We start from the raw sequence: 26148 nt of genomic DNA, 5'->3' as shown, positions 1-26148 counted from the left end.
CGTCTGTATCACCATATCCATGACAGACCTGCTCGACGACCCCAACATGCGCCCCGAGGCCACACCCGAGCCACTGCGCCGCGCCATCGGCGAGCGGTATCTGACCTATGCGCTCTCGACCATCATGCACCGCGCGCTCCCGGATGCCCGCGACGGGCTCAAACCGGTGCATCGCCGCATCCTCTACGCCATGCGCGAACTCAGGCTCTCCAGCACCGGCGGATTCCGCAAGTCCGCCAAGATTTCCGGCGACGTGATGGGCAATTACCACCCCCACGGCGATGCCGCGATCTACGACGCGATGGCGCGGCTGGCGCAGGATTTCGCGGTGCGCTACCCGCTCGTGGACGGACAGGGCAATTTCGGCAATATCGACGGCGACAATCCGGCCGCCTCGCGCTACACCGAGGCGCGGATGACCCCCTTTGCCGAGGCGCTGCTCGATGGGCTGACCGAGGACGCGGTCGATTTCCGGGACAATTACGACGGCACGCTGCGCGAACCTGTGGTGCTGCCCGCGGCCTTCCCGAACCTGCTGGCCAACGGCGCCTCGGGCATCGCCGTGGGCATGGCCACCAACATCCCGCCGCACAACATCGCCGAGCTGATCGACGCCTGCCTTCACCTGATCAAGTCGCCGGATGCGCGCGACGAGACATTGCTCAACCATATCCCCGGCCCCGATTTTCCCACCGGCGGCGTGATCGTCGAGCCAGCCGAGAACATCGCGCAGGCCTATCGCACCGGGCGCGGCTCCTTCCGGCTGCGCGCCCGCTGGGAGGTCGAGGAACTGGGCCGCGGCGGCTGGCAGATCGTCGTCACCGAAATCCCGTACCAGGTGCAGAAATCCAAGCTGATCGAGCGCATCGCCGACCTGATCCAGACCCGCAAGGTGCCGATCCTCGCCGATGTCCGCGACGAGAGTACCGATGACGTCCGCCTCATCCTCGAGCCGCGCACGCGCAATGTCGATCCCGCGGCGCTGATGGGGCTGATGTTCCGCAACACCGATCTGGAACTGCGCTTCTCGCTCAACATGAACGTGCTCGTCGACGGGGTGACGCCCCGGGTCTGCTCGCTGCGCGAGGTGCTGCGCGCCTTTCTCGATTTCCGGCAGGAGGTGCTGCTGCGCCGCTCGCGCCACCGGATGGAAAAGATCGACCACCGGCTCGAGGTGCTCGAAGGGCTGATCGTCGCCTTTCTCAACCTCGACCGCGTGATCGAGATCATCCGCTACGACGACGCGCCCAAACCGGCCCTGATGCGCGAGGACTGGGGCCGGACCTTCACCCGCGCCGCCTCCGAAGCCGATTACGTGCCCCCCGCCCCGTCCAAAGAGGACGGGCTGTCGGATATCCAGGCCGAGGCGATCCTCAACATGCGCCTGCGCTCCTTGCGCCGGCTCGAGGAGATGGAGCTGCGCACCGAGCGCGACGCGCTGATGGAGGAGCGTGCCGGGCTCGAGGATCTGCTCGACGATTCCACCCTGCAATGGGCCGCCATCGCCAACCAGCTCAAGGAGGTGAAGAAGACGTTCGGCAAGACCCACCCGATCGGCGCGCGCCGCACCACCTTCTCCGAGGCGGGGCCGGTGGAGGAGGTGCCGATCGAGGCGATGACCCCGCGCGAGCCAATCACCGTGGTCTGTTCGCGCCGCGGCTGGATCCGCGCCATGACCGGGCATATAGACCTGAATCGCGAACTGAAATTCAAGGACGGCGACGGGCCGCGCTTCATCTTTCACGCCGAGACCACCGACCGGCTGCTCGTCTTCGGCACCAACGGGCGGTTTTACACCCTCGCGGCGGCGAGCCTGCCGGGCGGGCGCGGCATGGGCGAGCCGCTACGCCTCATGGTCGATCTGCCCAACGAGGCCGAGATCGTCGATCTGCTGATCCACAAGCCGGGGCGCAAGCTCCTGGTCGCGTCCTCGGCGGGCGACGGATTCGTGGTGTCCGAGGACGAGGCTCTGGCCCAGACCCGGACCGGCAGGCAGGTGCTCAACCTGCGCGCCCCCGCCCGCGCGGTGGTCTGCCGGCCGGTGGCGGGCGATCACGTGGCCTGCGTGGGCGAGAACCGCAAGGTGCTGGTCTTCGCCCTCGACGAATTGCCGGAACTGGGCCGCGGCAAGGGCGTGCGGCTCCAGAAATTCAAGGACGGCGGGCTGTCGGACGCCACCACCTTCACCCTCGCCGACGGGCTGAGCTGGCGCGACCCGGCGGGCCGCACCCGCACCGAGAGCGATCTCACGGAATGGCTGGGCAAACGCGCGGGCGCGGGCCGCATGGCCCCGCGCGGCTTCCCGCGCGACAACCGGTTCACATGAGGGGATATGCGCTTGAGCGTTCGTTGGACGTCAGTGTCGGGCGGAACCGTCACGGCAAGGTAAGATCAAGAAAGTTTTAAACTTTCTTGTACGGAATCTTTTCAAGATTCCGTTCATCAACGTCCCCTCCAGGCCAAACCCGGTCGCCCGACCGCTACCCCCGCCGCTCTCCCAGCGACAGCGTGTGCGCGCGCAGCCATTCCATGAAGCCGCGCGGGTCGCCTTGCAGCATCTTCATCCGTTCCGCGTCCACCGGCTTGCCCACGATGGGTTTCTGCGGGTTGCCGCAACTGCGCACCACCTCGTGCAACAAGAGCCCCTGCCGCATGGTGGGCGAGATGCAATTGGCCATCTGGTACCAGCGCGAATTGGATCCGGGAAAGTAGACCGGCACCACCTGCGCACCCGACCGGCGGATCATCTGCGCGGTGAACACGTTCCACTCGCGCTCGATCACCGGACCAAAGAGCGTGTCGGATGACGCCACCACGCCAGAGGGAAACACGCTGATGAGCCCCCCCTCCTTGAGATGCGCCATCGCGCTCGCACGCATCTCGACCGATTTGCGCTGCGCCTCGGGGTCGTGTGGGAACGGCACCGGGATCATGTAGGACGCCGCGACCTCGTCGATGCCCGTGAGCAGCGCCCGGGTCAGGATCTTGTAATCCGTGCGCTGCCGCCCGATCAGGTCGGCGAGGATCATCCCGTCGACAAGCCCGTGTGGATGGTTGGCCACCACCACCACCGGGCCCTCGGTGGGGATGTTGGCGATCTCCTCGTCGGGCGTAAGCAGCGGAACACCCATCGTATCGAGCGCCGCCCGCCAGAACCCCTGCCCCGAGGGCGCGCCGCTCTTCTCGAAGGCGCGGATCATGCGTATGATGCTGATCTTGCCGGTCAACCACTCCATCCCGCGGATGATCGTGGCGGTGGCGGGGCTGTCAAAGCTGTTGGCATAGGTCAGGCTGCGGCGATCGTACTTGGTTAACAGAACCTGCCCGCCGGTCTCCCCGCCGGTCTCCCCGCCGGTCTCTGGCTGCGCCTTCCTGCTCACGTCGTCCGTCCCGCTTCGCTGTGCCGGTGCCATGCGCGGCCTAGGTATCCTCGCCGAAGCGATCGGCGACCAGCGCGGCCAGCGCATCGCCCAGCGGCCCGGCATCGGCCCCCATGATCTCGACGTCAATAGTGCTTCCTTTGGCCGCTGCCAACATCAAAAGCCCCATGATGCTGTCGCCCGAGGCCGACTCGGGGCCGTGGCTCACCTCGACCTGCGCATCGAATCCCTCGACCACCTCGACGAACTTGGCGGCGGCGCGGGCGTGCAGCCCCTTTTCGTTGACGATCTCGAGTTGCCGCCGCATGCGCTCGGTCATTGCGCTTTTCCTCATTCCGTTGAAACGTTGTGGCTGTCAATGTACTTGCGCCCCGCCTCGAGCGCCGCGCGCACCGCCACCGAGACCGGGCTGTGGCGGCTCTTGGCCAGCTTGATGAGCATCGGCAGGTTGGCCCCGTAGAGAATGCGGCGGTTGTCGGGGCGGCAGGCACGCAGCGACAGGTTCGAGGGCGAGCCGCCAAAGATGTCGGTGACCACCACCACCCCGTCGCCGCTGTCCACCGCGTCCGCGGCGGCGCAAATCTCGTCCTGCTTTTCCGCGCGGTCGTGATCGCCCTCGACAGCGACGGCCACGATCCCGCTCTGCGCGCCGACCACGTGTTCGACCGCCTTGAGATACTCGCGGGCGAGCCCGCCATGTGCCACGATCACGATCCCGATCATGACCGCCCTTCCCCCGGCTCTCGCCGCTCCAGTTCCCGATGCCTTAATGACACCGGCCAGCCTTGCTCCGCAAGCCTCGCCCGCAGCATTTCCGCCACCGCGACAGAGCGGTGCTGCCCGCCGGTACAGCCGGTGCCGATGGCCAGGTAGGCCTTGCCCTCTTCCTCGTGCGCGGGCAGCAGCAGCTCCATCAGCGACATCAGCCGGTCGAGAAACGGTGCCAGCCGCGGATCGTCCCTCAGGTAGGCCTGCACCGCCGGGTCCCGCCCGTCCGCGTCGCGCAGGTCCGCTTGCCAGTGCGGGTTGTTCAGGAACCGGCAATCGAACACCATGTCGAGCCCGCGCGGCAGCCCGCGCTTGTATGAAAACGACTGCACCGAGATCGACAGCCGCTTGGCACCGCCAGGCGCGAACCAGCGTTCAAGCTCGGCGCGCAGATCGTGGGGCGACATGTCGGAGGTATCGACCACGATATCCGAACGGTCCCGCACCGGGCCAAGCAGATCGAGTTCGCGCGCGATGCCATCCTCGACGCTGCCACCGGGCGCGAGCGGATGGCGCCGCCGCGTCTCCGAGAAACGCCGCACGAGGATATCGGGGCGGCAATCGAGATAGAGCACCTCCATCTTGCCCGGTGCCGGCACCCCGCCACCGTCGATCACCTCCAGCAGGGCGCGGACCGAGAAATCGCGGTTGCGCACGTCGATACCCAGCGCCAGCGGCTTGTCGAGCCGCGGCCCGGCAAAAAGCCGAGGCAGCAGCGAAAGGGGCAGGTTGTCGATGGCCTCGAATCCGATATCCTCGAGCACGTGGATCGCCGTGCTGCGGCCCGCGCCCGACGGGCCGGTGACAAGGACCAGCCTGTGAGGCATGTCAGCATCGGCGACGTGAGAGGACATGATCCGCGACCTTCGTTGCTATTCCATCACTCCATACCGGAGATAGAGCGCGATCGCCGCCGGAAAATGCGCGTGCCCCGATCCGTGAACAAGCGGCAGCGCGGTGCCGGCGATCCGCGTTTCGCGCAGCGGCGGCAGGCGTTCTGTCTCGGACCCGTCCAGATCGACGACCAGCGCCAGCGGCCGCGGCCCCGCGGCGGGCAGGTGCAGCAGCCCCATCCCCCGCGCCTCGATCCGCCCGCGGATCGTGTCGGGCGCGTCGGCCATCACCTGATCGCCCGCGCGCCACACCCGCGTGCGGTCGTCGGCCACGAGCTCGGCACCCAGCGCAATGAGCCGCAGCGCCAGCCCCGATTTGCCGCTGCCCGCCGCCCCGCGAATGAGCACGGCCCGCCCCGCCTGCGCAACACAGCTCGCATGGACGGTCAGACCCCCGGCATCGTCACCGGCCTCTGCCGCGCGGGCCATGCCCGCTCAGACCGGCAGGCCGACGACGAACCGCGCGCCCAGCGGCTCGGATGTCGCGTCGGCATGGGTGGGGCGGATATTCTCGGCCCAGATCACGCCGTCATGCGCCTCCACGATCTGCTTCGAAATCGCCAGCCCCAGCCCCGAATTGTTGCCGAACTCGCCCTCGGGCCGCTGCGAATAGAAGCGCTGGAAAATCTTGTCCAGCGACTCCTCGGGGATGCCCGGGCCGGTATCCTCGACCACGATCAGGACGCGGTTGGCGCGGCGGCGTGCCCAGACGCGGATCGCGTCGCCCTCCTCGCAAAAGCTGATGGCGTTGGTGATGAGGTTGACAAACACCTGTGCCAGCCGCGCCTCCAGCCCGGTGACGACGATCGGCTTGCCCGGGAAATCGGTGATGAACTCGACCCCCTTCTTGCCCGCCTCCTCGCTGAGGTACTGCGCGAGGTTCTGCAAGAGCGCCACCAGGTCGAACCCTTCCTGCGTCTCCTTGACCAGCTCGGAATCGAGACGCGAGGCGTTGGAGATATCGCTCACTAGGCGGTCGAGCCGGCGCACGTCATGCTCGATCACTTCGAGCAGGCGCTCGCGCTGATCTTCGCGGCGCGCGATGCGCATGGTGCCCACCGCCGAGCGCAGGCTCGCCAGCGGGTTCTTGATCTCGTGGGCCACGTCGGCGGCGAATTGTTCGTTGCTCTCGATCCGGCTGTAGAGTGCACCGACCATGCCGCGCAGCGCGCCCGACAGCCGCCCGATCTCGTCGGGCCGCGCCGTCAGGTCGGGGATGCGGATGCGCCCGCCGCCGCTGCGCCCGCGATTGCGCTCGCTCCCGATTTCGGCCGCGGCGGCGAGATCGGCGAGCGGGTTGGAGATGGTCGAGGCCAGAACAAGGCTCAGGCCGATGGAAATGAGCGTGGCAATCAGGAACATCTGCAACACGCGTTCGCGTTCGGCCGCCGAAATGCGGGCGACGTCGCCGGAGCTGTCGACCAGCACCACCGCGCCCACCGGTGTGGAACCGCGCATCACCGGCGCGGCGGCGCGCAATATCGTATCATCGCTGGCATCGATGGCGCGCACCTGCGCGCCCTCCGAGACCGCGGCATCGACCAGGTCACGCAACGCCGCGATCGCGTCCTGCGCCTCTTCCCCCGTGCCCTGCGTCGAAAAGGGCGCCGAGATGACGCCCCATATCCGTTCCAGGAAATCGGTCAGCGGCGTGGGCGGCATGTCCCCCGTGATTCCCGAGCGCGCGGGCGTACCCGCCTGCTGCCCGAGCAAGAGCCCGGTCCTGTCAAAGAGATAGGCCTCGGTGCCCGGGCGCAGCGCGAGCCGCTCCAGCGTATCCTCGACATCTATGCCGTCGCCGGTGGCGAGGTTGACCGGCGCGGTCTGCGGCAACCGGGCGGCGACCACATCGGCGGTGAGCGCGGCGCGGTCGCGCAGGCTCTCGACGTGCTGGCGCACCAGCGTGTCCTGCGTGCTGTTGAGGTAGAGGATGCCGATGACCAGAACGTTGAGCGCGATCAGGTTGAAGGTGACGATCTTGCGCGTGAGCGCCGAGCGCCGCAGCGACAGCCAGCCGCGCCGCGCCCGCCGCTCGGTCAGCTCTGCTTCCTCCACGCGGTCGGGGGCGACGAAATCGTCCCCCAGGACGAGATCGCCATCCTTGCGCGCTCGCGGATCGCCCACGTCTATCCCCTCGGCCAGGGCCATCATTCCTCGTTGTAACGATACCCGATCCCGTAGAGCGTTTCGATGGCCGAGAATTCGGGATCGACCATCCGCAGTTTCTTGCGCAGGCGCTTGATGTGGCTGTCGATGGTGCGATCGTCCACATAGACCTGGTCGTCATAGGCCACATCCATCAGCTGATCGCGGCTCTTGACGAAGCCGGGACGCTGCGCGAGCGCCTGCAACAGCAGGAACTCGGTCACCGTGAGCGACACGTCCTGCCCCTTCCACGTCACCGCGTGGCGCAGCGGATCCATGCGCAGGTCGCCGCGCTCGATCACCTTGTTTTCCTCGCCCTCGACCAGCGCGCCGCCGGCCACCACCTCCTGCCGCCGCAAGAGCGCGCGGATGCGCTCGACCAGCAGGCGCTGGGAAAACGGTTTCTTCACGTAATCATCCGCGCCCATGCGCAGGCCGAGAACCTCGTCGATCTCGTCATCCTTGGAGGTCAGGAAAATGACCGGCATCCGCGACTTCTGACGCAGCCGCTGCAACAGGTCCATCCCGTCCATGCGCGGCATCTTGATGTCGAGCACGGCCATGTCGGGCAGTTTCTTGCTGAAGGCGTCGAAGGCCTGCTGGCCATCGTTATAGGTTTCGACCTCGAAGCCCTCGGCCTCGAGCGTCATGGCCACCGATGTCAGGATATTCCTGTCATCGTCCACAAGGGCGATCCTGGACATTGCTGTTATTCCTCATACTGCTCTGAGTTTCTGAATTTTTTTCTCATTATGCGCCTTTTGCGCTCTGCGGATCAATCCAAAACTGCGAATCAGTCGCCTCGACCACGCTCATTGGGCCGGAATTTCCTTGAGAATGGCTAAATGGACTCACCTTGCCCGCCCGCATCGCATGGTGTTTCCGCTAACGGGCGGGTGATTGCGCTAACTTGGCGCTGGTTGCGCTAACTGCCGCAAACCCGCCTGTTATTTCACGAAAGCGTCGTGTTAAGACGCGCGCAGCCGGGCACGCCGCCCGACCGACGCCGCATCTCGGCGCCCCACTTGATCTGCCGCGGGCAGACGCATTTGGTGAACAGGAGCGAAGCAGACATGACACTCGGACGGGTGAACCCGAATTTCCGGCTGGAGGATCAGGGCATCACGGGGCTGGGCACGGTCCACTACAACCTCATCGAGCCCGCGCTGATCGAAGCGGCACTGAAAAACGGCGAAGGCACGCTCGGCCGCGGCGGCGCATTCCTCGTCTCGACCGGCAAGTTCACCGGCCGCTCGCCCAAGGACAAGTTCGTCGTCCGCTCCGCCACCACCGAAGACACGATCTGGTGGGACAACAACGGCGCGATGGAGCCGGCAAAATTCGACGCGCTCTACGACGACATGCTCGCCTGGCTCGCCGGGCGCGACGTCTATGTCGAGGATCTCGTCGGCGGCGCCGACCCCGCGCTCGCCATCAACGTGCGCATGGTGACCGAGCTTGCCTGGCACAGCCTGTTCAACCGCACCATGCTGCGCCGCCCCGAGCGCGAGGCACTCGACAGCTTCGTCGCCGATTTCACGCTCATCAACTGCCCCGGCTTCAAGGCCGATCCCGGCCGTCACGGCTGCCGCACCGACACCGTGATCGCGATGAATTTCGACCGCAAGCTGATCCTTGTGGGCGGCACCGAATACGCCGGCGAGAACAAGAAATCCATCTTCACCCTGCTCAACTACCTGCTGCCCGAAAAGGGCGTCATGCCGATGCACTGCTCGGCCAACCACGCGCCCGACAACCCCGTCGATGCCGCCGTGTTCTTCGGCCTGTCGGGCACCGGCAAGACCACGCTCTCGGCCGATCCCGCGCGCACCCTCATCGGCGATGACGAGCATGGCTGGTCAGAGCGCGGCACCTTCAACTTCGAGGGCGGCTGCTATGCCAAGACCATCAACCTCGACCCCGATGCAGAGCCCGAGATCTACGCCACCACGTCGAAATTCGGCACCGTGGTCGAAAACATGGTGTTCGATCCCGAAACGCTGGAGCTTGATTTCGCCGATGACAGCCTCACCGCCAACATGCGCTGCGCCTACCCGCTGCACTACATCTCCAACGCGTCCGAGACGGCGCTTGGCGGGCACCCCAAGAACGTCATCATGCTCACCTGCGATGCCTTCGGCGTGCTGCCGCCCATCGCGCGGCTGACGCCCGCGCAGGCGATGTATCACTTCCTGTCCGGCTTCACCGCCAAGGTCGCGGGCACAGAGCGCGGCGTGACAGAGCCGCAGCCGACCTTCTCCACCTGCTTCGGCGCGCCCTTCATGCCCCGCCGCCCAGAGGTCTACGGCAACCTGCTGCGCGAAAAGATCGGCAAGCACGGCGCCACCTGCTGGCTGGTCAACACCGGCTGGACGGGGGGCGCCTACGGCACCGGCTCGCGCATGCCGATCAAGGCCACCCGCGCGCTGCTCACCGCCGCCCTCGACGGCTCGCTGGGCGAGGTAGAGTTCCGCAAGGACGAGAGCTTCGGCTTCGAGGTGCCCGTGGAGGTGCCCGGCGTCGCCGAGGTCCTGCTCGACCCCCGCCGCACCTGGGACGACGCCGACGCCTACGACGCCCAGGCGGCCAAGCTCGTGCAGATGTTCGCCGACAACTTCGCCCAATACGTCCCCTTCATCGACGACGACGTGAAGGCGGCGGCGATCGGGTGAGGATGGGGGCGGGGGCGTCCTGTTGCCCCCCCGCCTGCCGCGCGTGTGACCTGGGGCGTCCGGGTGCGCGTGTGGCAACCTTGCGAATTGCAGTTACCCTTGGGAACGTGCCCGGCGCATTGCTGCCGTTGGTGATGCCCGCAGCGCATGACGGGAGTCAGCCCAGACCGGACATGGTGCGGGACGACGAGGTAGGCAAAAGCGGACGCACGCGCTACGCTGGTGGAAGGGCCGAGATGCGGAACCGTCCGGCCGTTCGCTGCAAGTGCGAGATTGCCGTTGCGCTTCTGCCGGATGCCCGACGGAGAGATCGACAGACGAGCTGTCGCTAATGTCATGGGCTGATAAATCGGACCTTTCCAAACCCGACATCCTCGAAAGCAGACCACCGAACCGAATTGTCGCGGTTGGGGGTCTTCCTTGAGCAGGATGCTGACGCTTGGCCGGGCTCGTCGTTTCATCTACGCCCCCAGCAGGCTTGGGATCGTGCGATGCACGCCTCGCGCGCGTGGCCATCAGAAACGTCATTAACAGTCGTGTGCTCGCGTTTTTTTTATGATCCTCTTTGATCATGTCAGAGAGTAAAATGCGTTATTGCTCAAGAATCCCGTCTTTGCAGGCAGCTCCTCCACGGGCGGGAGATCACAGAAAAAGGATCAGCAATGAATATTCCCGAATCTACCAAACCCGCAGTGTGGGGTGCCATCGGTGGTGCCATCGTCGCGATCGTGATCGGATTTGCCTGGGGCGGATGGGTGACTGGTGGAACAGCGTCCGAGATGCAATCCGCCAGTGCGGAATCAGCCGTCGTTCAGGCCTTCACACCGCTCTGCGTCGCCAAGGCCGAGCAAGAGCCGGAACAGATCGCCTTGTTGAAGGAAGAATCGAGATATCAGCGTGACAACTTCGTGGTCGAGGCTGGCTGGGTCGACAATGTGAGCGAAAAGTATCAGTCGGAAGTGGCTGATTCGTGTGCCGATTTGATCGTAGAAGGCATGGAATAACGCAGGCGAGTCTCGCCAAGGCATATCGTCACTCTATCTCCATGTTGAGCCTCGGGACGGCGTTTCAAGCCGATTTGGCAGCTTCATCGGCGGGGCCAGCACAAGGATTGGCGGGGATACTCTGCCGCGAATTTCCAGAATGGGCAGGCTTCGCTGCAGCATATCGGTAGACCGATGAAGGGCGGAAGTGGGCTCTCAACCGGGTTTCGCCGCATCCTACACGAATGGCCGCTGTCGGGAAACCGCCCAGACTTTGCAAATTCCGCTTCCTGCGCGTTGCATACGTTCGTTGGAGGCGCAGCATAAGTCCGCAATGCGTCTAACCCAACCGTAACGCCTATGCGTGTCAAGCATCCCGACGATCAACCGCAAAGAGGCTCCCCCCTTCGCACGCGCAGCATCCTAACCAAGACTAAACGCCACGTCCGACCGCACCCCCCTCTCCTCCGACCGGTGCATTCAGGCAAAGTTTACCCATGACCCGAACCGGGCCTCCCCCGGACCTCTCCTGTCAAACGGACGGCACGGGGACAGGGTGCCCCGAAGGCCCCGCACCCCGCCCCAACGGGCACCGTCACGGTGCCCCCGTTGAACCGTGCGGTTCGTGCGCTGAACCGTGCGGTTCGCGCCCGCGTCACAGCATCATCACCCCCCGCCGGATCAGGTTTACCCCCGCCAGTAGCAGCACCCAGAGCGTCACCTTGCGAAAGGTTTCCTGGTCAAACCGGTCCTGCAAGCAGAAGCCCAGCCCGATCCCCAAGAGCGCCGGCGGCACCAGTGCCAGCGACAGCGGAACCGTCTCCGCCCGCAGCACGCCCGAGCCCACGTGCGACACCAGCAGCAGCACCGCGCCGAGGCCATAGATCACCCCCTGCACGCGCATCTGCTCGGTCTTCTCGGTGCCGCGCGCGGTCAGCATCGCCACGGTGGGCGGCCCCCAAATACCTGATAATCCACCGAAAAGACCGGCAAGCGCGCCCATGCCCGCCTCGCCCCGCGCGCCGCCCTCGGGCGACAGGCGCAGGCCCCGGCCCAGCAGCGTCGACAGCGCGTAGGCGGTGATCAGCGGCCCGATGAACAGGAACATCGCGGCGGGCGGCAAGAGCGGCACGAGCTGCGCCGCCACCACCATCACCGCGCCCCCCGCCAGCAAAAACACCCGGAACCGCGCCACCGACGCCAGCGCCGCGCCCACCCCCTGCCGCAACGCCTGCCACAAGTTCGTCGCCAACGTCGGCAAGATCAACCCCGCCAACGCCAGGTCCGGCGCCATCATCGTGCTCAGCCCCGCGATCAGAACCGTCGGCATGGCGAATCCCACCACCCCCTTGACCAGCCCTGCGCAGACCGCCACGCCAAGGGCGAGGCTCCAGCCCCAGAGTGGGCCGATATCGAAAAACGCTTCCATACCCGAGTGTTAGCACAGGATTTGCGCCACAGCACAAGAAATCAACACGCAACTTTAGAACAAAAACCTGCGACAATTGGCATAATAGTTGCGCTGCACCTGCATCATGGATAAAAGGCCCCGGAACAGGAAAGGATACGTTTCATGGCACATGACGGACAGGATATTGCAATGTCGGAGCCGATCCTCCTAAGCGACCTCACGGCGCTCACCCAAGCCGCGCTCGCGCCCGCCGAAACCCTGCTGTCGCAAGCGCGCGAGGCTGTTCGCGCGCGGGTCACCGTGGATGGCCGCGTCTCGGGCGCGGCGATGGACGCAGCACAAGGTGCGACCCACGGGCTCGCGTGGCTGGCCACCTATGTCGAATCGCTGCGCCAGATGCAGGGCTGGGCCACGCGGCTCGACGAACAGGGGCAGTTCGGGGAGGTCGAGCAACTGATCCTTCAGATCGCGTTCGGCGAGTATCTCGCGCAGATCGCGGGGGGCATCGGGATGAACCAGGGCGAGATCGCGCGCCCCACCGAGATGGGGCTCGACGAGGCTGCGCTCGACGCCTTTCGCACGCCGGAGGTGACCACGCTGATCGCGCAGGGCAACACGCAGGCCGCGCGGCTGCGCCTTGTCGCGCTGATGCAGGAGCGCGCCGCCGAGATCACCGTGGGCCGCACCGGGCTCGATGACGAGCTCGAAATGATCCGCGAGCAGTTCCGCCGTTTCGCGGTGGAAAAGGTCGAGCCCTATGCCCATGAGTGGCACCTCAAGGACGAGCTCATCCCGATGGAGATCATCGAGGAACTGGCCGAGATGGGCGTCTTCGGCCTGACAATCCCCGAGGAATACGGCGGGCTGGGCCTCAGCAAGGCGTCAATGGTCGTGGTCTCGGAAGAGCTGAGCCGCGGTTATATCGGCGTGGGCAGCCTCGGCACCCGCTCCGAGATCGCCGCCGAGCTGATCCTGTGCGGCGGCACCGAGGAACAGAAGGAAAAGTGGCTGCCCAAGCTCGCCAGCGGCGAGACCCTGCCGACGGCGGTGTTCACCGAGCCCAATACCGGCTCTGACCTCGGCAGCTTGCGCACCCGCGCCGTCCGGGACGAGAGCGGCCACTGGAAAGTGACCGGCAACAAGACCTGGATCACCCATGCCGCGCGCACCCACCTGATGACGCTGCTGGCACGGACCAAGCCCGACACCACCGACCATCGCGGCCTGTCCATGTTCCTGGCCGAGAAGGAGCCCGGAACCGACGCGGCCCCCTTCCCCACGCCGGGCATGAGCGGCGGCGAGATCGAGGTGCTGGGCTATCGCGGCATGAAGGAATACGAGCTTGCCTTCGACGGCTTCCACGTCAAGGGAGAGAACCTGCTGGGCGGCGAGGAAGGCAAGGGTTTCAAGCAGTTGATGGAGACCTTCGAGGCTGCCCGCATCCAGACCGCCGCCCGCGCCGTGGGCGTGGCGCAATCGGCGCTCGACGTCTCGATGCGCTACGCGCAGGACCGCAGGCAGTTCGGCAAGCCGCTGATCGAATTCCCCCGCGTCTCGGCCAAGCTGGCGATGATGGCGGTCGAGATCATGGTGGCGCGCCAGCTCACCTATTTCTCGGCTTGGGAAAAGGACAATGGCCGCCGCTGCGACCTCGAGGCCGGGATGGCCAAGCTGCTGGGCGCACGCGCAGCCTGGGCTGCGGCCGACAACGGGCTGCAGATCCACGGCGGCAACGGCTTTGCGCTGGAATACACGATCAGCCGCATCCTGTGCGACGCGCGCATCCTCAACATCTTCGAGGGTGCCGCGGAAATCCAGGCGCAGGTGGTGGCCCGCAGGTTGCTCGGATAGCGGACATCCCATTGCGGGTGGTGGTGCAGCGAATGCCAGGTTGACGCGCGACCCTTGCCAATCCGCCTGAGAGTAGCCAACAAAGGGAGCATGGACGGCCATGCCTTCACCCTCGCGGGCGCTTCCCTCGTCGCGCTGCCCTCGGGAGCGCTCTACTGGGAGGCGCGCAATCTGCTTTGCGTCTCCGACCTGCACCTGGGCAAGGCGCTGCGCCGGGCGCGGGCGGGCGAGCCGCCGCTTCCGCCGTACGAGACGCGCGACACCCTGACCCGGCTCGAATCCGACCTGCGTCGCACCGGGGCGGCGACGGTGATCTGCCTTGGCGACAGCTTCGACGACACCCAGGCCGCGGACGCCCTGCCCGAGGCGGAAAAGCTGTGGGTCACGCGCTTGCAGGCGGGGCGGCGCTGGGTCTGGATCGAGGGTAATCACGATCCCGGTCCGGTCGATCTCGGCGGCGCGCATTTGGCCGAGTTGCCCAATCCCCCGCTCACTTTTCGCCACATCGCCCGGCGCGGCCAAGCGGGCGAGGTATCGGGCCATTACCACCCCAAGATGCGGCTGAGCTTGCGCGGCCAGTCGATCAGCCGCCCGGCCTTTCTCATCGACGGCGACCGGGTGATCCTGCCCGCCTACGGCACCTGTACCGGCGGGCTGTCCTGCGAGGATCCGGCGCTCACCGGGCTGATGCGCGCCGAGGCGCTCGCGGTGCTCACCGGCCCCGTGACCCACGTGCTGCCTATGCGTCGGGACGCGCCTCGAACGGGCGAAGGCTCTCGCGAAAGGCGTCCATGAATTCCAGCGTCAGGAGCGACGGCGCCCCGTGCACGGGGCGCACCAGCGCCAGACGGTGTGGCACGTCCGGCACGAAAGGGCGGTGGACGAGGCCGCGCGCGGCATAGCCCTCGGCGTCGAGCGCGCTTACCACCGAAACACCCGCACCGCGCAGCACCAGCTCGCAAGCGGCAGTGAACTGGCGTATCTCCAGGATCGGCGTCATCGTGACCCCCGCCCCGAGGAATGCCTCCTCCAGCGCGCGAAAGAACGCGCTGTCGCGCCGGGTGTGGATCATCCGCTCCCCTGAGAGGTCGGCGGGGCCAATCTCTTCGCGTTCGGCCAGCGGGTGACCGGGCGGCAGGATGCAGACGGTGCGCACCGGCACGATCTCGGCCTCGACCGCCGGGTGCCCTTCGAACCCGTCGGTGATGCCGCAATGGAACTGTTCGCCGACGATCCATTCGAGAATGCGCTCGGGGCGGTCAGGCTCCACCGTCAGCGTGACGCCGGGCCGGTCGGCGAGGAACCGCGCCAGCACATCGGGCAGGTGCGAGGTCGCAAACCCCGGCAGGCAGGCAAGTCGAAGGTGACCGGCCTTGCGGTCGTTGAGGCTGCGGCTCAGTTCACCGATCCGGTCAAGCGTTTCCAGCACACGGTGGATATCGGGCAGCAGGAACCGCGCCTCCTGCGTCGGCACCAACCGCCCGTCGCGCCGCTCCACGAGCGCCAGCCCCGTCTCCGCCGCGAGGTCTGCCAGCAGCCGGCTCACGGCGGGCTGCGATATGCCGAGCACCTCGGCCGCGCGGGTCATCGAGCCGGTGACGGCGACACGTTCGAGCGCTTCGAGTTGACGCAGGCGCAGGCGGGCGGACATGGGCAGCTCCGGCGGTGAAATGGCGTGAGGGTAGGATCGCAGTGGGCCTGTAACAATAATATGATATTATATTAGAGCATATAATTGCACGGTTGTATTATGTCAATTTCCGTGTAGCGTAGATCCTGCGTGATCGCCGCGGTCGACAGGGGATGTTCGGCTGCACTCGTCTTATGGGAGAGGATACCATGCAGAAAACGGCATTTGGCGCGCTTCTGGCCGCCACCACCGCGCTGTCGCCGCTTGCCGCGACGGCCCAGACCGAAATCCAGTTCTGGCACGCCTTTACCGGGCGGCTGGGTGAGCTTGTGGCCGAGCAGGTCGTGACCTTCAACGAGAGCCAGAGCGAATACAGTGTCAACGCCACGCACAAGGGCAATTACTCCGAGACGCTCAATGCCGGGATCGCCGCCTTCCGCGCGGGCGAGCAGCCGCACATCCTTATGGTGTTCGAGGTGGGCACGGCCACGATGATGGGGGCCGAAGGCGCGATCAAGCCGGTCTATGAGGTGATGGCAGGGGCCGAGTTCGACCCCGACGCCTATATCGGCTCGGTCAAGGGCTACTATACCACCACCGACGGGCAGATGCTGTCGCTGCCGTTCAACTCCTCCACCCCGGTCCTGTGGGTCAACCGCGATGCGCTGGAAGGCGCGGGCATCGACCCCGATACCGACCTGAGCACCTGGCAGAATGTAGACGCGGTTCTGGATCAACTGGCCGAGGCGGGGCATTCCTGCCCTCTTACCACCGCATGGCAGAGCTGGATTCACCTCGAGAACCTCTCGGCCTATCACGACGTGCCCTTCGCCACGCAGGATAACGGCTTTGCCGGGCTGGACACCGAGCTGGCCTTCAACGGCCCGGTGCAGGTGCAGCACATCGCGCAGATGGGCGAATGGGCCGATGAGGGCAAGTTCATCTATGCCGGCCGCCGCAACGAGGGCGGCGCCAATTTCCGCGCCGGGGAATGCGCGCTCTTCACCGAAAGCTCGGCGGGTTATGCGGGCATCAAATCCGAGGCACAGTTCGAGTTCGACGTGCGCCCGCTGCCCTATTGGGAGGGCGTCGAGGGCGCACCGCAGAACACCATCATCGGCGGCGCGTCGCTCTGGGTGATGGAGGGGCATGAGCCCGCCGAGTACGAGGCCGCCGCGGCATTTCTCAACTTCCTGTCGTCGCCCGAAATCCAGGCCAAATGGCATCAGGATACCGGCTATCTGCCGATCACCTCGGCGGCGGGCGAGCTGACCCGCGAACAGGGCTTCTACCAGGAGAACCCCGGCACCGACGTGGCGGTGAAACAGATGACCACCAACGCGCCCACAGCCAATTCCAAGGGCCTGCGGCTCGGCTCCTTTGACCAAATCCGCGGCATCATCGACGAGGAGTTGGAGGCCGTCTGGTCAGGCGACAAGGACGCGCAGGCGGCGCTGGACTCCGCGGTCGAGCGCGGCAACCAGCTCCTGCGCCGGTTCGAGCGCGCCAGCAACTAAAGATCGCGGGGGCCGGGCAACCGGCCCCCCGGGCCGCCAAGCATGGAAAAACGTGTCACCTTCAAGGGCTGGCTTCTGCCGCTCTGCCTGATCGCGCCGCAGGTGTTCATCTCTGCGGTGTTCTTCTTCTATCCCGCCGGGCAGGCGGTGTGGCAATCGCTCTTCATCCCCGACCCATTCGGCCTGTCGTCGCAATTCGTCGGGCTGGAGAATTTTGAATACCTGCTGGGCGACCCCTATTACCGGGCCTCCTTTGTCACGACCGCGATCTTCTCGACGCTGGTGACGCTCGCGGCGATGATCCCGGCGCTGTTTCTGGCGGTCATGGCCGACCGGCTGGTGAAGTCGGCAGGCGTCTACCGCACGCTGCTGATCTGGCCCTACGCCGTGGCGCCCGCCGTGGCGGGGGTGCTTTGGCTCTTCATGTTCAACACGCGGGTGGGTGTCATAGCGTGGTATCTCGGGCAATTGGGCTATGACTGGAACCATGTGCTCAATGAGGGCGAGGCGATGGGGCTGGTCGTCGTCGCCTCGGCCTGGGGGCGCATCAGCTACAATTTCCTGTTCTTCTTCGCCGCACTCCAAGCCGTGCCCCGCTCGATCATCGAGGCCGCCGCCATCGACGGCGCGCGCTTCTGGCGGCGGTTCTTCACTATCGTGCTGCCGCTGCTGTCGCCCACCACGTTTTTCCTGCTGGTCGTGAATATCGTCTATGCCTTTTTCGAGACCTTCGGCGTCATCCACACGATCACGAGCGGAGGCCCGCAACAGGCCACGACGATCCTTGTCTACAAGGTGTTTTCCGACGGGTTCGTGGGGCAGGATCTCGGTTCCTCTGCAGCACAATCGGTAATCCTGCTTATTGTGGTGGGGCTGCTCACGGTGCTGCAATTCAAATACATCGAAAAGCGGGTGCATTACTGATGGCGACCGAGATCACGGGCATGGTGGAAAAGCGCGGCATGGGCCTCTGGCTCACGCATGTGGCCATGATCACCGGCGTCCTCGTGATCTTCTTTCCGATCTGGCTGGCCTTCGTCGCTTCCACCGTCAGCCAACCCGAGATCGTGCAGCCACCGATGCCTGTCTGGCCCGGCGACAAGTTCCTTGAGAACTACACCGCCGCGCTCGTCTCGGGCGTCAACGTGCCGGTGGCGGTGATGCTGGGCAATTCGCTGATCATGGCGGTGGGGATCGCCGTGGGCAAGATCATCATCTCGCTTCTGTCGGCCTTTGCCATCGTCTATTTCCGCTTTCCGGGGCGCAACTTCTTCTTCTGGCTGATCTTCATCACGCTGATGCTGCCCGTCGAGGTGCGGATCGTACCCACCTACGAGGTGATCGCGGGCTTTGGCATGCTCAACAGCTATTCTGGCCTGATCTTCCCCCTGATTGCCTCGGCCACCGCTACCTTCCTCTTCCGGCAGTTCTTCCTCACCGTGCCGGACGAATTGGCCGAGGCCGCGCGCGTCGACGGCGCGCGCCCGATGCGGTTCTTCTGGGATATCCTCCTGCCGATGAGTCGCACCAATATCGCGGCGCTGTTCGTGATCCTGTTCATCTATGGCTGGAACCAGTATCTCTGGCCGCTGCTGATCACCACCGATCCGTCGATGAACACCATCGTCATGGGCATCAAGCAGATGTTCCCGTCAGGTGACGACGTGGCCGACTGGCCGGTGATCATGGCCACCTCGATCCTCGCGATGGTCCCGCCAGTGGTGGTGGTCATCTCGATGCAGAAACTTTTCATCCGCGGCCTCGTGGACAGCGAGAAATAGGCGACATGGCAACCGTAGAACTGGACGATATCAAGAAACGCTTTGGCGCCACGGAGGTGATCAAGGGTGTGAGTGTCGATGTGGCCGATGGCGAATTCATCGTCATCGTCGGCCCCTCGGGCTGTGGCAAGTCCACATTGTTGCGCATGGTCGCAGGGCTGGAAACGATCAGCGACGGAGAATTGCGCATCAATGGCACCCGCGCCAACGAGCGTGAGCCGATGGACCGCGATATCGCGATGGTATTCCAGAACTACGCGCTCTATCCGCATATGAGCGTCGCGCAGAACATGGGCTACGGCCTTCGCATCAAGGGGCTTCCCAAGGCGGAGATCGCCGCCAAGGTGCGAGATGCGGCGGAACTCTTGCAACTGACTGAGTTGCTTGACCGCAAGCCCCGGCAGCTCTCGGGCGGGCAGCGGCAGCGCGTCGCCATGGGCCGCGCCATCGTGCGCGAGCCGTCTGTGTTCCTGTTCGATGAGCCGCTGTCGAACCTCGACGCCAAGCTGCGGGTGCAGATGCGGCTGGAGATCCGCGAATTGCAGGCGAAGCTTGGCATCACGTCGCTCTATGTCACCCACGACCAGGTCGAGGCAATGACCATGGCCGACCGCATGATCGTGATGAACGAGGGCCGCGCCGAGCAGATTGGCACGCCTCTCGACGTCTACGAGCGACCCGAGAGCCTCTTTGCCGCGCAGTTCATCGGCAGCCCGTCTATGAATGTCGTCGCGGCCGAGGGGCGCGAGGACGGTCTGCATCTGGGCGACATGGTCCTGCCCAACCCGACCGGTGCGCATGGCACCGTGATGCTCGGGCTGCGCCCCGAGCATCTCTCGCCCGACCCTGGCGGCCCAATCACCATGGAGGTGTTGCTCGCCGAGCCGCTCGGGGCCAACACGCTGCTGCACGGCAGGCTCGCAAATGGCCAGAGCTTTACAGTGAGCCTCCCGGGGGTGCACCGCGCAGGCCACGGCAGCCAGACATTGCGCCTTTCGATCCCGCCGGACAAGATGCATGTCTTTGACAAGAAGAGCGGGCGGCGGCTGGGATAATTTTGGCCTTGAGCTACCGTTCGGTCTCTGGCCCCGGCGCGGAGTAAAGGCCGCCTCGTCTATCCCGCCGTTTCACCCTCTGCCGCCGCCTCGATCCGTGCGCGCTCGGCGTCACTCTCGTAGCTGGCCCAGGGCCGGTCAGTAGCAGTGGGCGGCAGGTCACCGGGCTTGCAGGTAAGGTGCAGATGCGTCTTGGCCACGAAATGCCCGGTGATCGGCGCGGTCAGGAACAGGAACAGCGTGATCATCAGCTCGTGAAACGAGAACTGTCCGACCACGAAATAGAAATATAGCATGGACGCGATCAGCGCTCCTCCCACCCCCAGCGTCGTGGCCTTGGTGGGTGCGTGCAACCGCATCATCGGGTCGGGCAGCTTGATGAGCCCGAAGGAACCCACCAATCCGAAGATACCGCTGATGACCAGACAGGCCGCTATCAATATCTCGACGAGCATCGCACCCTCCCTATTCGATGATGTCCCCACGCAGCAGGAAGCGCGTGTAGGAGACGGTGGAAATGAAACCGGTCATGGCGATGATCATCGACGCCTCGAAATACATCGTGGTGCCCTCGAGAATGCCAAAGAGCGCCAGCAGCGCGATAGCGTTGATCACCATCGTATCGAGCGCGAGGATGCGGTCACCCTTGGTGGGCGCGCGCACGACCCGATAGATATTGAGCAGCAGGGCGAGGCCGAAACAGGCGAGAGCGAAGGTCAGCGCGTATCCGATCATTCGAATATCTCCTTCAGCCGGGTCTCGTAGCGCGCCTTGATACCGTCGCGCACGGAATCGGGATCGGGCGCGTCGAGGCAATGCACTAACAGGCTGCGCCCGTCCGCCGCCACGTCGCTCGACACGGTGCCAGGCGTCATGGTGATGGTGCCCGCCAGCACTGTAATCGCCTCCGGCGAGCGCAGCTCGAGCGGAATGGAAATCCAGGCGGGATGCGTGTTGGCGTTGGACTTGAACAGGATCACGTAGGCCACCTGCACATTTGCCACGCAGATATCCCAGAGCGCGATGAAGATGTACTCCACGATCCGCGGCAGGCTGCGAAGCTTGGGCCGGTTGGGCCAGTAGGGCGCGGTTACGAGCGGGATGATCAGCCCGAGGATCGCGCCGAGCACGATGTTCCCCACCGTCACCTTGTTGACCAGCATCTGCCAGACCACGATCAGCAGCAACGTCAGGAACGGATGGGGCAGGATCTTGCGCAGCATCGTCTCTCCTCCCTCAGCCCTGTCCCAGAACGGCATCGATATAGACGGCGGGCGCGTGCAACTGCGCCGCCGTCGCCTCCAGATAGCCCATCACCGGCCCCGCGAATACCGAAAGTGCCACGATCCCGGCCAGTAGCCCGAAGGCCGCGACCAGCGGCAGCGCCGGTTGCGGCGCGGGGTACGCTTCCGGTTCGCTCCCGTTCACCTTCCAGAACACGACGCTGCCCGCCTGCGCAAAACCCAGCATGGCCACCAGCGAGGTAGCCAGCACCGCGCCCCAAATCAGCCAGACATCTGCCATGTGGCGGGTGGCATCCAGGATCAGCAACTTGCCGACGAAGCCCGAAAGCGGCGGCAGCCCCGCCACGGCGATCGCTGCGCCGAACCACAGCGCCGCCAGCATCCCGTGCTGCGCCATCCGCGGCCCCGGCATCAGCGCGCCCGCCAGCACGCCGCGCCGCTCGCGCACCAGATCGACAACCACAAACAGGAGCGCCGCGCCCAGTGTCGAATGGATCGCGTAGTAAAGCGCCGCTGCCGTCGATTGCGGTGTGAATACCGCCACCGCGATCAACAGTGTTCCCATCGACCCGATCACGGCAAAGGCCGCCAGCCGCCCCAGTCGCCTAGCCCCGAGAATGCCGATCATCCCCGCCGCCAGGGTGAGAAGTGCGCCATAAAGCAACACGTCGTCAATCAGGTTGGCGGTGACGTCGAGATCGGGGCCAAAAATCAGCGTGTAGAAGCGCAGGATCGCGTAGGCGCCGATCTTGGTCATGATGGCAAAGAGCGCGGCCACCGGCGCGGGCGCCTCAGCATAGGTGTTGGGGAGCCAGAAATGCAGCGGCAACAGCGCCGCCTTGATCGCGAAGACGAGGAACAGCAACATCGCACCGACCCGCAACAGCGCGCTGTCCTCGACAGGGATTTCAGCCGCGCGCACCGCGAGGTCGGCCATGTTGAGCGTACCAGTCACGGCATAGAGCGTGCCAAGCGCGAACAAAAACAGCGTCGAGCCCAGCAGGTTGTAGATGACGTATTGCACCCCTGCCTTGAGCCTGCGCGCGCCGCCCGCGTGGATCATCAGCCCGTAGGAGGCGATGAGCAGCACCTCGAAGAATACGAAGAGGTTGAACGCGTCGCCGGTAAGGAACGCGCCACAGATTCCCATGAGCTGAAACTGCCACAGTGCGTGGAAATTGCGCCCCCGCTGATCCCAGCCCGTCCCGATGGCATAGAGCAGCACGAGCAGAGCCAGCACCGCCGTCAGCAGCACCATCATCGCCGACAGCCGGTCGAGTACCAGCACGATCCCGAAGGGCGCTGGCCAGTCGCCCAATTCGTAGACACTGATGCCGCCCCTTGCGGCCGTCACGGCCAGCGCCAGCGCGATGGCCAGGAGCGCTACGCAACTCGCAACCGAGAACACCCGTTGCAGCGCCGGATGATGCCGCATCGCCAGTGTCAATATCGCCGCCATGATCGCCGGCAGAACCACGGGCGCGATGATCCAGTGGCTCATGCCTCACCCTCCCGGCTCTCATCCTCGGGGGGCAGGCTCACATCATCCGAGCGCGACGACAGGTAGGCCCCCAACGCCAGCATCACCACCACGGCCGTCATTCCGAAGGAGATCACAATGGCGGTGAGTACCAAGGCCTGCGGCAGCGGATCGGTATAGGTCTCGACACCCTTGCGCAGGATCGGCGGTGCATCGACGATAAGCCGCCCGGTCGCGAACAGGAAGAGGTTTACAGCGTAAGTCAGGAGCGACAGTCCGATGATCACCGGAAAGGTTCTGAGCCGGAGCACGAGATACAGCCCCGCCGCCGTCAGCACCCCGATGGTCGTTGCCATGAGCAGTTCCATATCAGCCCCCCCCGCCGCTCTCGCCGGTCTCTTCGCGTGCCGGGTCGACGTCCATCGGCAAGACGTTGACAGTCTCGCCGGTGCGCCGCGCCATGCTCGACAGGCTCTGAAGCGCGAGCATCACGGCCCCCACCACCGTGAGGAACACGCCTAGGTCGAAGGCCATCGCCGTAGCCCATTCGAATTCCTCTATGGGCGGGAAATGCAGATAGCCGTAATCCGAGGTCAGGAACGGCCGCCCGGCGAGCCACGCGCCGACACCGGTCAGCGCTGCGATCAGCACACCAAGGCCGATGGTGGCGTGATACGTCACGCGCTGCCGCGCCTCCGCCCAGCCATAGCCCGAGGCCATGTATTGCATGAGAAACGCGATGGCCACGATCAGCCCGGCGATGAAGCCGCCGCCCGGCTCGTTATGCCCGCGCAGGAAGATGTAAGCCCCCACCATCAGCGCGATGGGCATCATCACGCGGGTTGCCACCACCATCATCAGCGGGTGGCGGTCGCCCGCCTGCCCCTTGGGGTTGGTGTCTGGATCCCAGTCCGCCAGCCAGCGCCCACCCTCGCCGCGCAGCACCGTGTCGGTCAGCGCGAAGATGATCAGCGCCGCGATGCCCAGCACGATGATCTCGCCGAACGTGTCGTAGCCGCGGAAATCCACGAGGATAACGTTGACCACGTTGGTGCCACCGCCGCCCTTGTAGGAATTGGCGAGGTGAAAGGCCGAGATGCTCTCGAAGGCGAAATCACGCACCAGGATCGCATAGGTGAGCCCGGTCACGGCCACACCGCCCATCACCGCGACCGCCCCATCGCGCAGCCGCCGTGCCGGGTGGCTCTCGGCGGGGGTCTCGCGCGGTAGGAAGTTGAGCGCCAGCAACAGCAGGATAATGGTCACCACCTCCACCGAAATCTGCGTAAGCGCGAGGTCAGGGGCCGAGAAATAGACGAAACTCAGCGACACCATCAGCCCCACGATCCCCAGGAGCACCAGTGCCGTAAAGCGGGCGCGATGATAGACCACCAGCAGCGCGGTCGCCACCAGCAGGAGCACCCAGCCCACTGCCGGCACCAGCGCTACCGGCAACGGCTCGCGCGTGGGCGGTGTCATTCCGCCGGCCTGCCAGGCGAACCAGCCCAGCACCGGAACCACCACCGAGAACACGACGGCGTTGCGCGTCAGGCTACCGTCGTGCACCCCGTCGGTAAGTGCCGTGCTCGCCCGCGTCACCGTACGGGTCATGGCGTCGAACATGGTCTTGGCTTCGGGGCGCGGAGTGGCGTTCCACATCCGCATCAGGGGGGCGTGTAGCGCCAGCAGCACCGCCCCGCCTGCGACCGCGATCACTGACATCCAGAAGGCGGGCACCAACCCGTGCCAGTGGTAGATCTTGACATACGGGTCCGCCTGCGTAACCGCCTGAGCGCTGATCTTTACCAGATCGCCCGCGAATGTCATCGGCATGAAACCGATGAGGATCACCAGCACTGTCAGAAACGCGGGCGCGGCCCACATGCCGAAGCCGGGATCATGGGGAAGCGCCGGATAGTCGTGCCGCCTGCGCCCAAGGAAAACGTGCGCTATGTAGCGAAACGAGTAGGCCACCGAGAACAACGCGCCGAGCGTGGCCACCGCCCCCATCATCCACGCCGGACCGATCCAGTACGTATGGGCCACCTCCTCGAGCATCATTTCCTTGGAGAGGAACCCGTTGAGCGGCGGAATGCCCGCCATAGACAGCGCCGCCACCGTGGCGATGGTGAAGGTGATCGGCATCAGGTGCCGCAGCCCACCCAGCCGCTTGATGTCGCGGGTATGCGCCTCGTGATCGACGATCCCCGCGGTCATGAAGAGCGCTGCCTTGAAGGTCGCGTGGTTGATGATGTGGAACATCGCCACCACCGCCGCCGCCTTGGTCCCCAACCCCAGAAGCATGGTGATGAGGCCGAGATGACTGACCGTGGAGAAGGCCAGGAGCGCCTTGAGATCGTCCTTGAAGAGCGCAATCTTGGCACCGATCACCATCGTGATCAGACCCGTCGAGGCCACGATCCAGAACCATTCCGGCGTCCCCGCCAACACCGGCCACATCCTCGCCATCAAGAACAGCCCCGCCTTCACCATCGTGGCTGAGTGCAGATAGGCCGAGACCGGCGTCGGCGCGGCCATGGCGTGCGGCAGCCAGAAGTGGAACGGGAACTGCGCCGACTTGGTGAAGCAGCCCAGCAGGATCAGGATCAGCGCGGGCAGGTACATCGGGCTCGCCTGAATGGCGTCCTTCTGCGTCAGGATCACGCTCAGGTCATAGCTTCCGGCGATATTGCCGAGGATCAGCATCCCCGCAATCATCGCCAGCCCGCCAAGCCCCGTCACCACGAGCGCCATTCGCGCCCCCTGCCGCCCCTCGGGCAGGTGCTTCCAGTAGCCGATGAGCAGGAAGGACGAGAGCGACGTCAGCTCCCAGAACACCAGCAAAAGCAGGATGTTATCGCTGAGAACGATTCCCACCATCGCGCCCTGGAATAGCAGCAGGTAAGTAAAGAACTGCCCCATCGGATCCTCGCGCGACAGGTAGAACCGCGCGTAGAGGATGATGAGAAGCCCGATCCCGAGGATCATCCCGGCAAACAAGAGCCCCAGCCCGTCGAGCATGAAATTCACGTTGAGGCCGAGCGACGGCAGCCAGTCGATGCCAAAGGTCAGCACCTCGCCGCGCATCACCGATGGCACACAGAGCATGAGCAGCGTGAGCGCGAGAATGGTCGACGCGGCGGTGAAGGCGGTGCAGGTGTTGCGCCCCGCCTGTATCATCAGCCCCGGAAGCAGCGCGCCCAGAAACGGCAGCGCCGCGATGATCGGCAAGAACCCTGCGGCGCTTTCCATGGCGGCCTGCCCCCTGTCCCGTGGCCCGCTCCTCAAGCCGCACCTGATAACCGGCGCAGGTCGGACCCTCTCGCGTTAGGAAGCAA

At 65.3% G+C, this 26148-nt stretch carries 24 protein-coding genes; 9 read left to right on the top strand and 15 right to left on the bottom strand.

The features are described 5' to 3' along the window. Nucleotides 1-19: 19 nt before the first annotated feature. On the top strand, nucleotides 20-2326 hold the full coding sequence (locus tag CRJ03_RS16230; RefSeq protein WP_104019910.1) for a DNA topoisomerase IV subunit A: 2307 nt from the start codon (nucleotides 20-22) through the stop codon (nucleotides 2324-2326). Between the two features lie 154 nt (nucleotides 2327-2480). Here the strand turns inward: CRJ03_RS16230 and CRJ03_RS16225 are convergent, their stop codons facing one another. The 7 genes from CRJ03_RS16225 to CRJ03_RS16195 are packed head-to-tail and all read right to left on the bottom strand — an operon-like array spanning nucleotide 2481 to nucleotide 7890. Next, nucleotides 2481-3413 carry a lysophospholipid acyltransferase family protein gene (locus CRJ03_RS16225; RefSeq protein ID WP_104019909.1) on the bottom strand — a complete coding sequence of 311 codons (933 nt, stop codon included), beginning with the start codon at nucleotides 3411-3413 and terminating at the stop codon, nucleotides 2481-2483. Nucleotides 3414-3420: 7 nt separating this feature from the next. Further along, complete coding sequence (locus tag CRJ03_RS16220) at nucleotides 3421-3699, bottom strand: HPr family phosphocarrier protein (protein WP_104019908.1); 279 nt, start codon at nucleotides 3697-3699, stop codon at nucleotides 3421-3423. An 11-nt stretch (nucleotides 3700-3710) separates the two neighbouring features. Beyond that, entirely contained in the window at nucleotides 3711-4103 is a 393-nt protein-coding gene (locus tag CRJ03_RS16215) for a PTS sugar transporter subunit IIA (protein WP_104019907.1), read from the bottom strand. Further along, nucleotides 4100-5002: an RNase adapter RapZ gene (gene rapZ / locus CRJ03_RS16210; protein WP_104019906.1), complete on the bottom strand. Its 903-nt coding sequence runs from the start codon at nucleotides 5000-5002 to the stop codon at nucleotides 4100-4102. The genes CRJ03_RS16215 and rapZ overlap by 4 nt, the downstream gene beginning before the upstream one ends. A gap of 18 nt (nucleotides 5003-5020) precedes the next feature. Further along, nucleotides 5021-5470 carry an HPr kinase/phosphorylase gene (locus CRJ03_RS16205; RefSeq protein ID WP_104019905.1) on the bottom strand — a complete coding sequence of 150 codons (450 nt, stop codon included), beginning with the start codon at nucleotides 5468-5470 and terminating at the stop codon, nucleotides 5021-5023. Between the two features lie 6 nt (nucleotides 5471-5476). Next, nucleotides 5477-7189: a sensor histidine kinase gene (locus tag CRJ03_RS16200; RefSeq protein WP_104019904.1), complete on the bottom strand. Its 1713-nt coding sequence runs from the start codon at nucleotides 7187-7189 to the stop codon at nucleotides 5477-5479. Further along, nucleotides 7189-7890 carry a response regulator transcription factor gene (locus tag CRJ03_RS16195; RefSeq protein WP_104019903.1) on the bottom strand — a complete coding sequence of 234 codons (702 nt, stop codon included), beginning with the start codon at nucleotides 7888-7890 and terminating at the stop codon, nucleotides 7189-7191. The genes CRJ03_RS16200 and CRJ03_RS16195 overlap by 1 nt, the downstream gene beginning before the upstream one ends. A 369-nt stretch (nucleotides 7891-8259) precedes the next feature. Between CRJ03_RS16195 and CRJ03_RS16190 the strand changes: the two genes are divergently transcribed. After that, nucleotides 8260-9858 carry a phosphoenolpyruvate carboxykinase gene (locus CRJ03_RS16190; RefSeq protein WP_104019902.1) on the top strand — a complete coding sequence of 533 codons (1599 nt, stop codon included), beginning with the start codon at nucleotides 8260-8262 and terminating at the stop codon, nucleotides 9856-9858. Between the two features lie 662 nt (nucleotides 9859-10520). Beyond that, on the top strand, nucleotides 10521-10862 hold the full coding sequence (locus tag CRJ03_RS16185; RefSeq protein ID WP_104019901.1) for a hypothetical protein: 342 nt from the start codon (nucleotides 10521-10523) through the stop codon (nucleotides 10860-10862). 634 nt (nucleotides 10863-11496) lie between these two features. Here the strand turns inward: CRJ03_RS16185 and CRJ03_RS16180 are convergent. Continuing rightward, nucleotides 11497-12270: a sulfite exporter TauE/SafE family protein gene (locus tag CRJ03_RS16180; protein WP_104019900.1), complete on the bottom strand. Its 774-nt coding sequence runs from the start codon at nucleotides 12268-12270 to the stop codon at nucleotides 11497-11499. A gap of 144 nt (nucleotides 12271-12414) precedes the next feature. Between CRJ03_RS16180 and CRJ03_RS16175 the strand changes: the two genes are divergently transcribed. Together CRJ03_RS16175 and pdeM are read left to right on the top strand one after the other, a co-directional pair. Further along, complete coding sequence (locus tag CRJ03_RS16175) at nucleotides 12415-14103, top strand: acyl-CoA dehydrogenase family protein (RefSeq protein WP_104019899.1); 1689 nt, start codon at nucleotides 12415-12417, stop codon at nucleotides 14101-14103. A gap of 90 nt (nucleotides 14104-14193) precedes the next feature. After that, nucleotides 14194-14898 carry a ligase-associated DNA damage response endonuclease PdeM gene (pdeM, locus tag CRJ03_RS16170; RefSeq protein ID WP_104019898.1) on the top strand — a complete coding sequence of 235 codons (705 nt, stop codon included), beginning with the start codon at nucleotides 14194-14196 and terminating at the stop codon, nucleotides 14896-14898. On the opposite strand, the gene CRJ03_RS16165 is transcribed toward pdeM, so the two are convergent. Continuing rightward, entirely contained in the window at nucleotides 14843-15754 is a 912-nt protein-coding gene (locus CRJ03_RS16165) for a LysR substrate-binding domain-containing protein (protein WP_104019897.1), read from the bottom strand. The two genes, pdeM and CRJ03_RS16165, sit on opposite strands and share 56 nt — an antisense overlap. Before the next feature lie 188 nt (nucleotides 15755-15942). Between CRJ03_RS16165 and ugpB the strand changes: the two genes are divergently transcribed. From ugpB to CRJ03_RS16145, 4 genes are read left to right on the top strand one after another with little or no spacing between them, the layout of a single operon-like run. After that, nucleotides 15943-17250: a sn-glycerol-3-phosphate ABC transporter substrate-binding protein UgpB gene (gene ugpB, locus CRJ03_RS16160; protein ID WP_104019938.1), complete on the top strand. Its 1308-nt coding sequence runs from the start codon at nucleotides 15943-15945 to the stop codon at nucleotides 17248-17250. A gap of 42 nt (nucleotides 17251-17292) precedes the next feature. Beyond that, the gene (ugpA, locus tag CRJ03_RS16155; protein ID WP_104019896.1) at nucleotides 17293-18174 is read left to right on the top strand and encodes a sn-glycerol-3-phosphate ABC transporter permease UgpA; all 882 of its coding nucleotides are present in this window, start codon (nucleotides 17293-17295) and stop codon (nucleotides 18172-18174) included. A 20-nt stretch (nucleotides 18175-18194) separates the two neighbouring features. Then, a complete protein-coding gene (ugpE, locus tag CRJ03_RS16150) occupies nucleotides 18195-19031 on the top strand; it encodes a sn-glycerol-3-phosphate ABC transporter permease UgpE (protein WP_104019937.1) in 837 nt (278 codons plus the stop codon). Between the two features lie 5 nt (nucleotides 19032-19036). Next, nucleotides 19037-20086, top strand: coding sequence for an ABC transporter ATP-binding protein (locus tag CRJ03_RS16145; protein ID WP_104019895.1), 1050 nt, complete (start codon nucleotides 19037-19039; stop codon nucleotides 20084-20086). 59 nt (nucleotides 20087-20145) lie between these two features. Here CRJ03_RS16145 and CRJ03_RS16140 read toward each other — a convergent pair whose 3' ends face one another. Genes CRJ03_RS16140 through CRJ03_RS16115 form a run of 6 tightly spaced genes read right to left on the bottom strand, consistent with a single transcriptional unit; the run spans nucleotide 20146 to nucleotide 26062 of the window. Further along, a complete protein-coding gene (locus tag CRJ03_RS16140) occupies nucleotides 20146-20541 on the bottom strand; it encodes a Na+/H+ antiporter subunit G (protein ID WP_104019894.1) in 396 nt (131 codons plus the stop codon). Between the two features lie 10 nt (nucleotides 20542-20551). After that, a complete protein-coding gene (locus CRJ03_RS16135) occupies nucleotides 20552-20821 on the bottom strand; it encodes a K+/H+ antiporter subunit F (RefSeq protein ID WP_104019893.1) in 270 nt (89 codons plus the stop codon). Beyond that, complete coding sequence (locus tag CRJ03_RS16130; protein WP_104019892.1) at nucleotides 20818-21309, bottom strand: Na+/H+ antiporter subunit E; 492 nt, start codon at nucleotides 21307-21309, stop codon at nucleotides 20818-20820. Before CRJ03_RS16130 ends, CRJ03_RS16135 begins: the two co-directional genes overlap by 4 nt. A gap of 13 nt (nucleotides 21310-21322) precedes the next feature. Next, nucleotides 21323-22831 carry a monovalent cation/H+ antiporter subunit D gene (locus tag CRJ03_RS16125; protein WP_104019891.1) on the bottom strand — a complete coding sequence of 503 codons (1509 nt, stop codon included), beginning with the start codon at nucleotides 22829-22831 and terminating at the stop codon, nucleotides 21323-21325. Then, the gene (locus tag CRJ03_RS16120; protein WP_104019890.1) at nucleotides 22828-23178 is read right to left on the bottom strand and encodes a Na+/H+ antiporter subunit C; all 351 of its coding nucleotides are present in this window, start codon (nucleotides 23176-23178) and stop codon (nucleotides 22828-22830) included. The genes CRJ03_RS16125 and CRJ03_RS16120 overlap by 4 nt, the downstream gene beginning before the upstream one ends. A 1-nt stretch (nucleotide 23179) precedes the next feature. After that, nucleotides 23180-26062 carry a monovalent cation/H+ antiporter subunit A gene (locus CRJ03_RS16115; protein WP_104019889.1) on the bottom strand — a complete coding sequence of 961 codons (2883 nt, stop codon included), beginning with the start codon at nucleotides 26060-26062 and terminating at the stop codon, nucleotides 23180-23182. Nucleotides 26063-26148 lie beyond the last annotated feature (86 nt).

This window comes from Roseovarius nitratireducens (genome assembly GCF_002925845.1).
Classification (GTDB): Bacteria; Pseudomonadota; Alphaproteobacteria; order Rhodobacterales; family Rhodobacteraceae; genus Roseovarius; species Roseovarius nitratireducens.
Note: the sequence above shows the minus strand (reverse complement) of the source record. Positions and strands in the feature narration are given on the sequence as shown.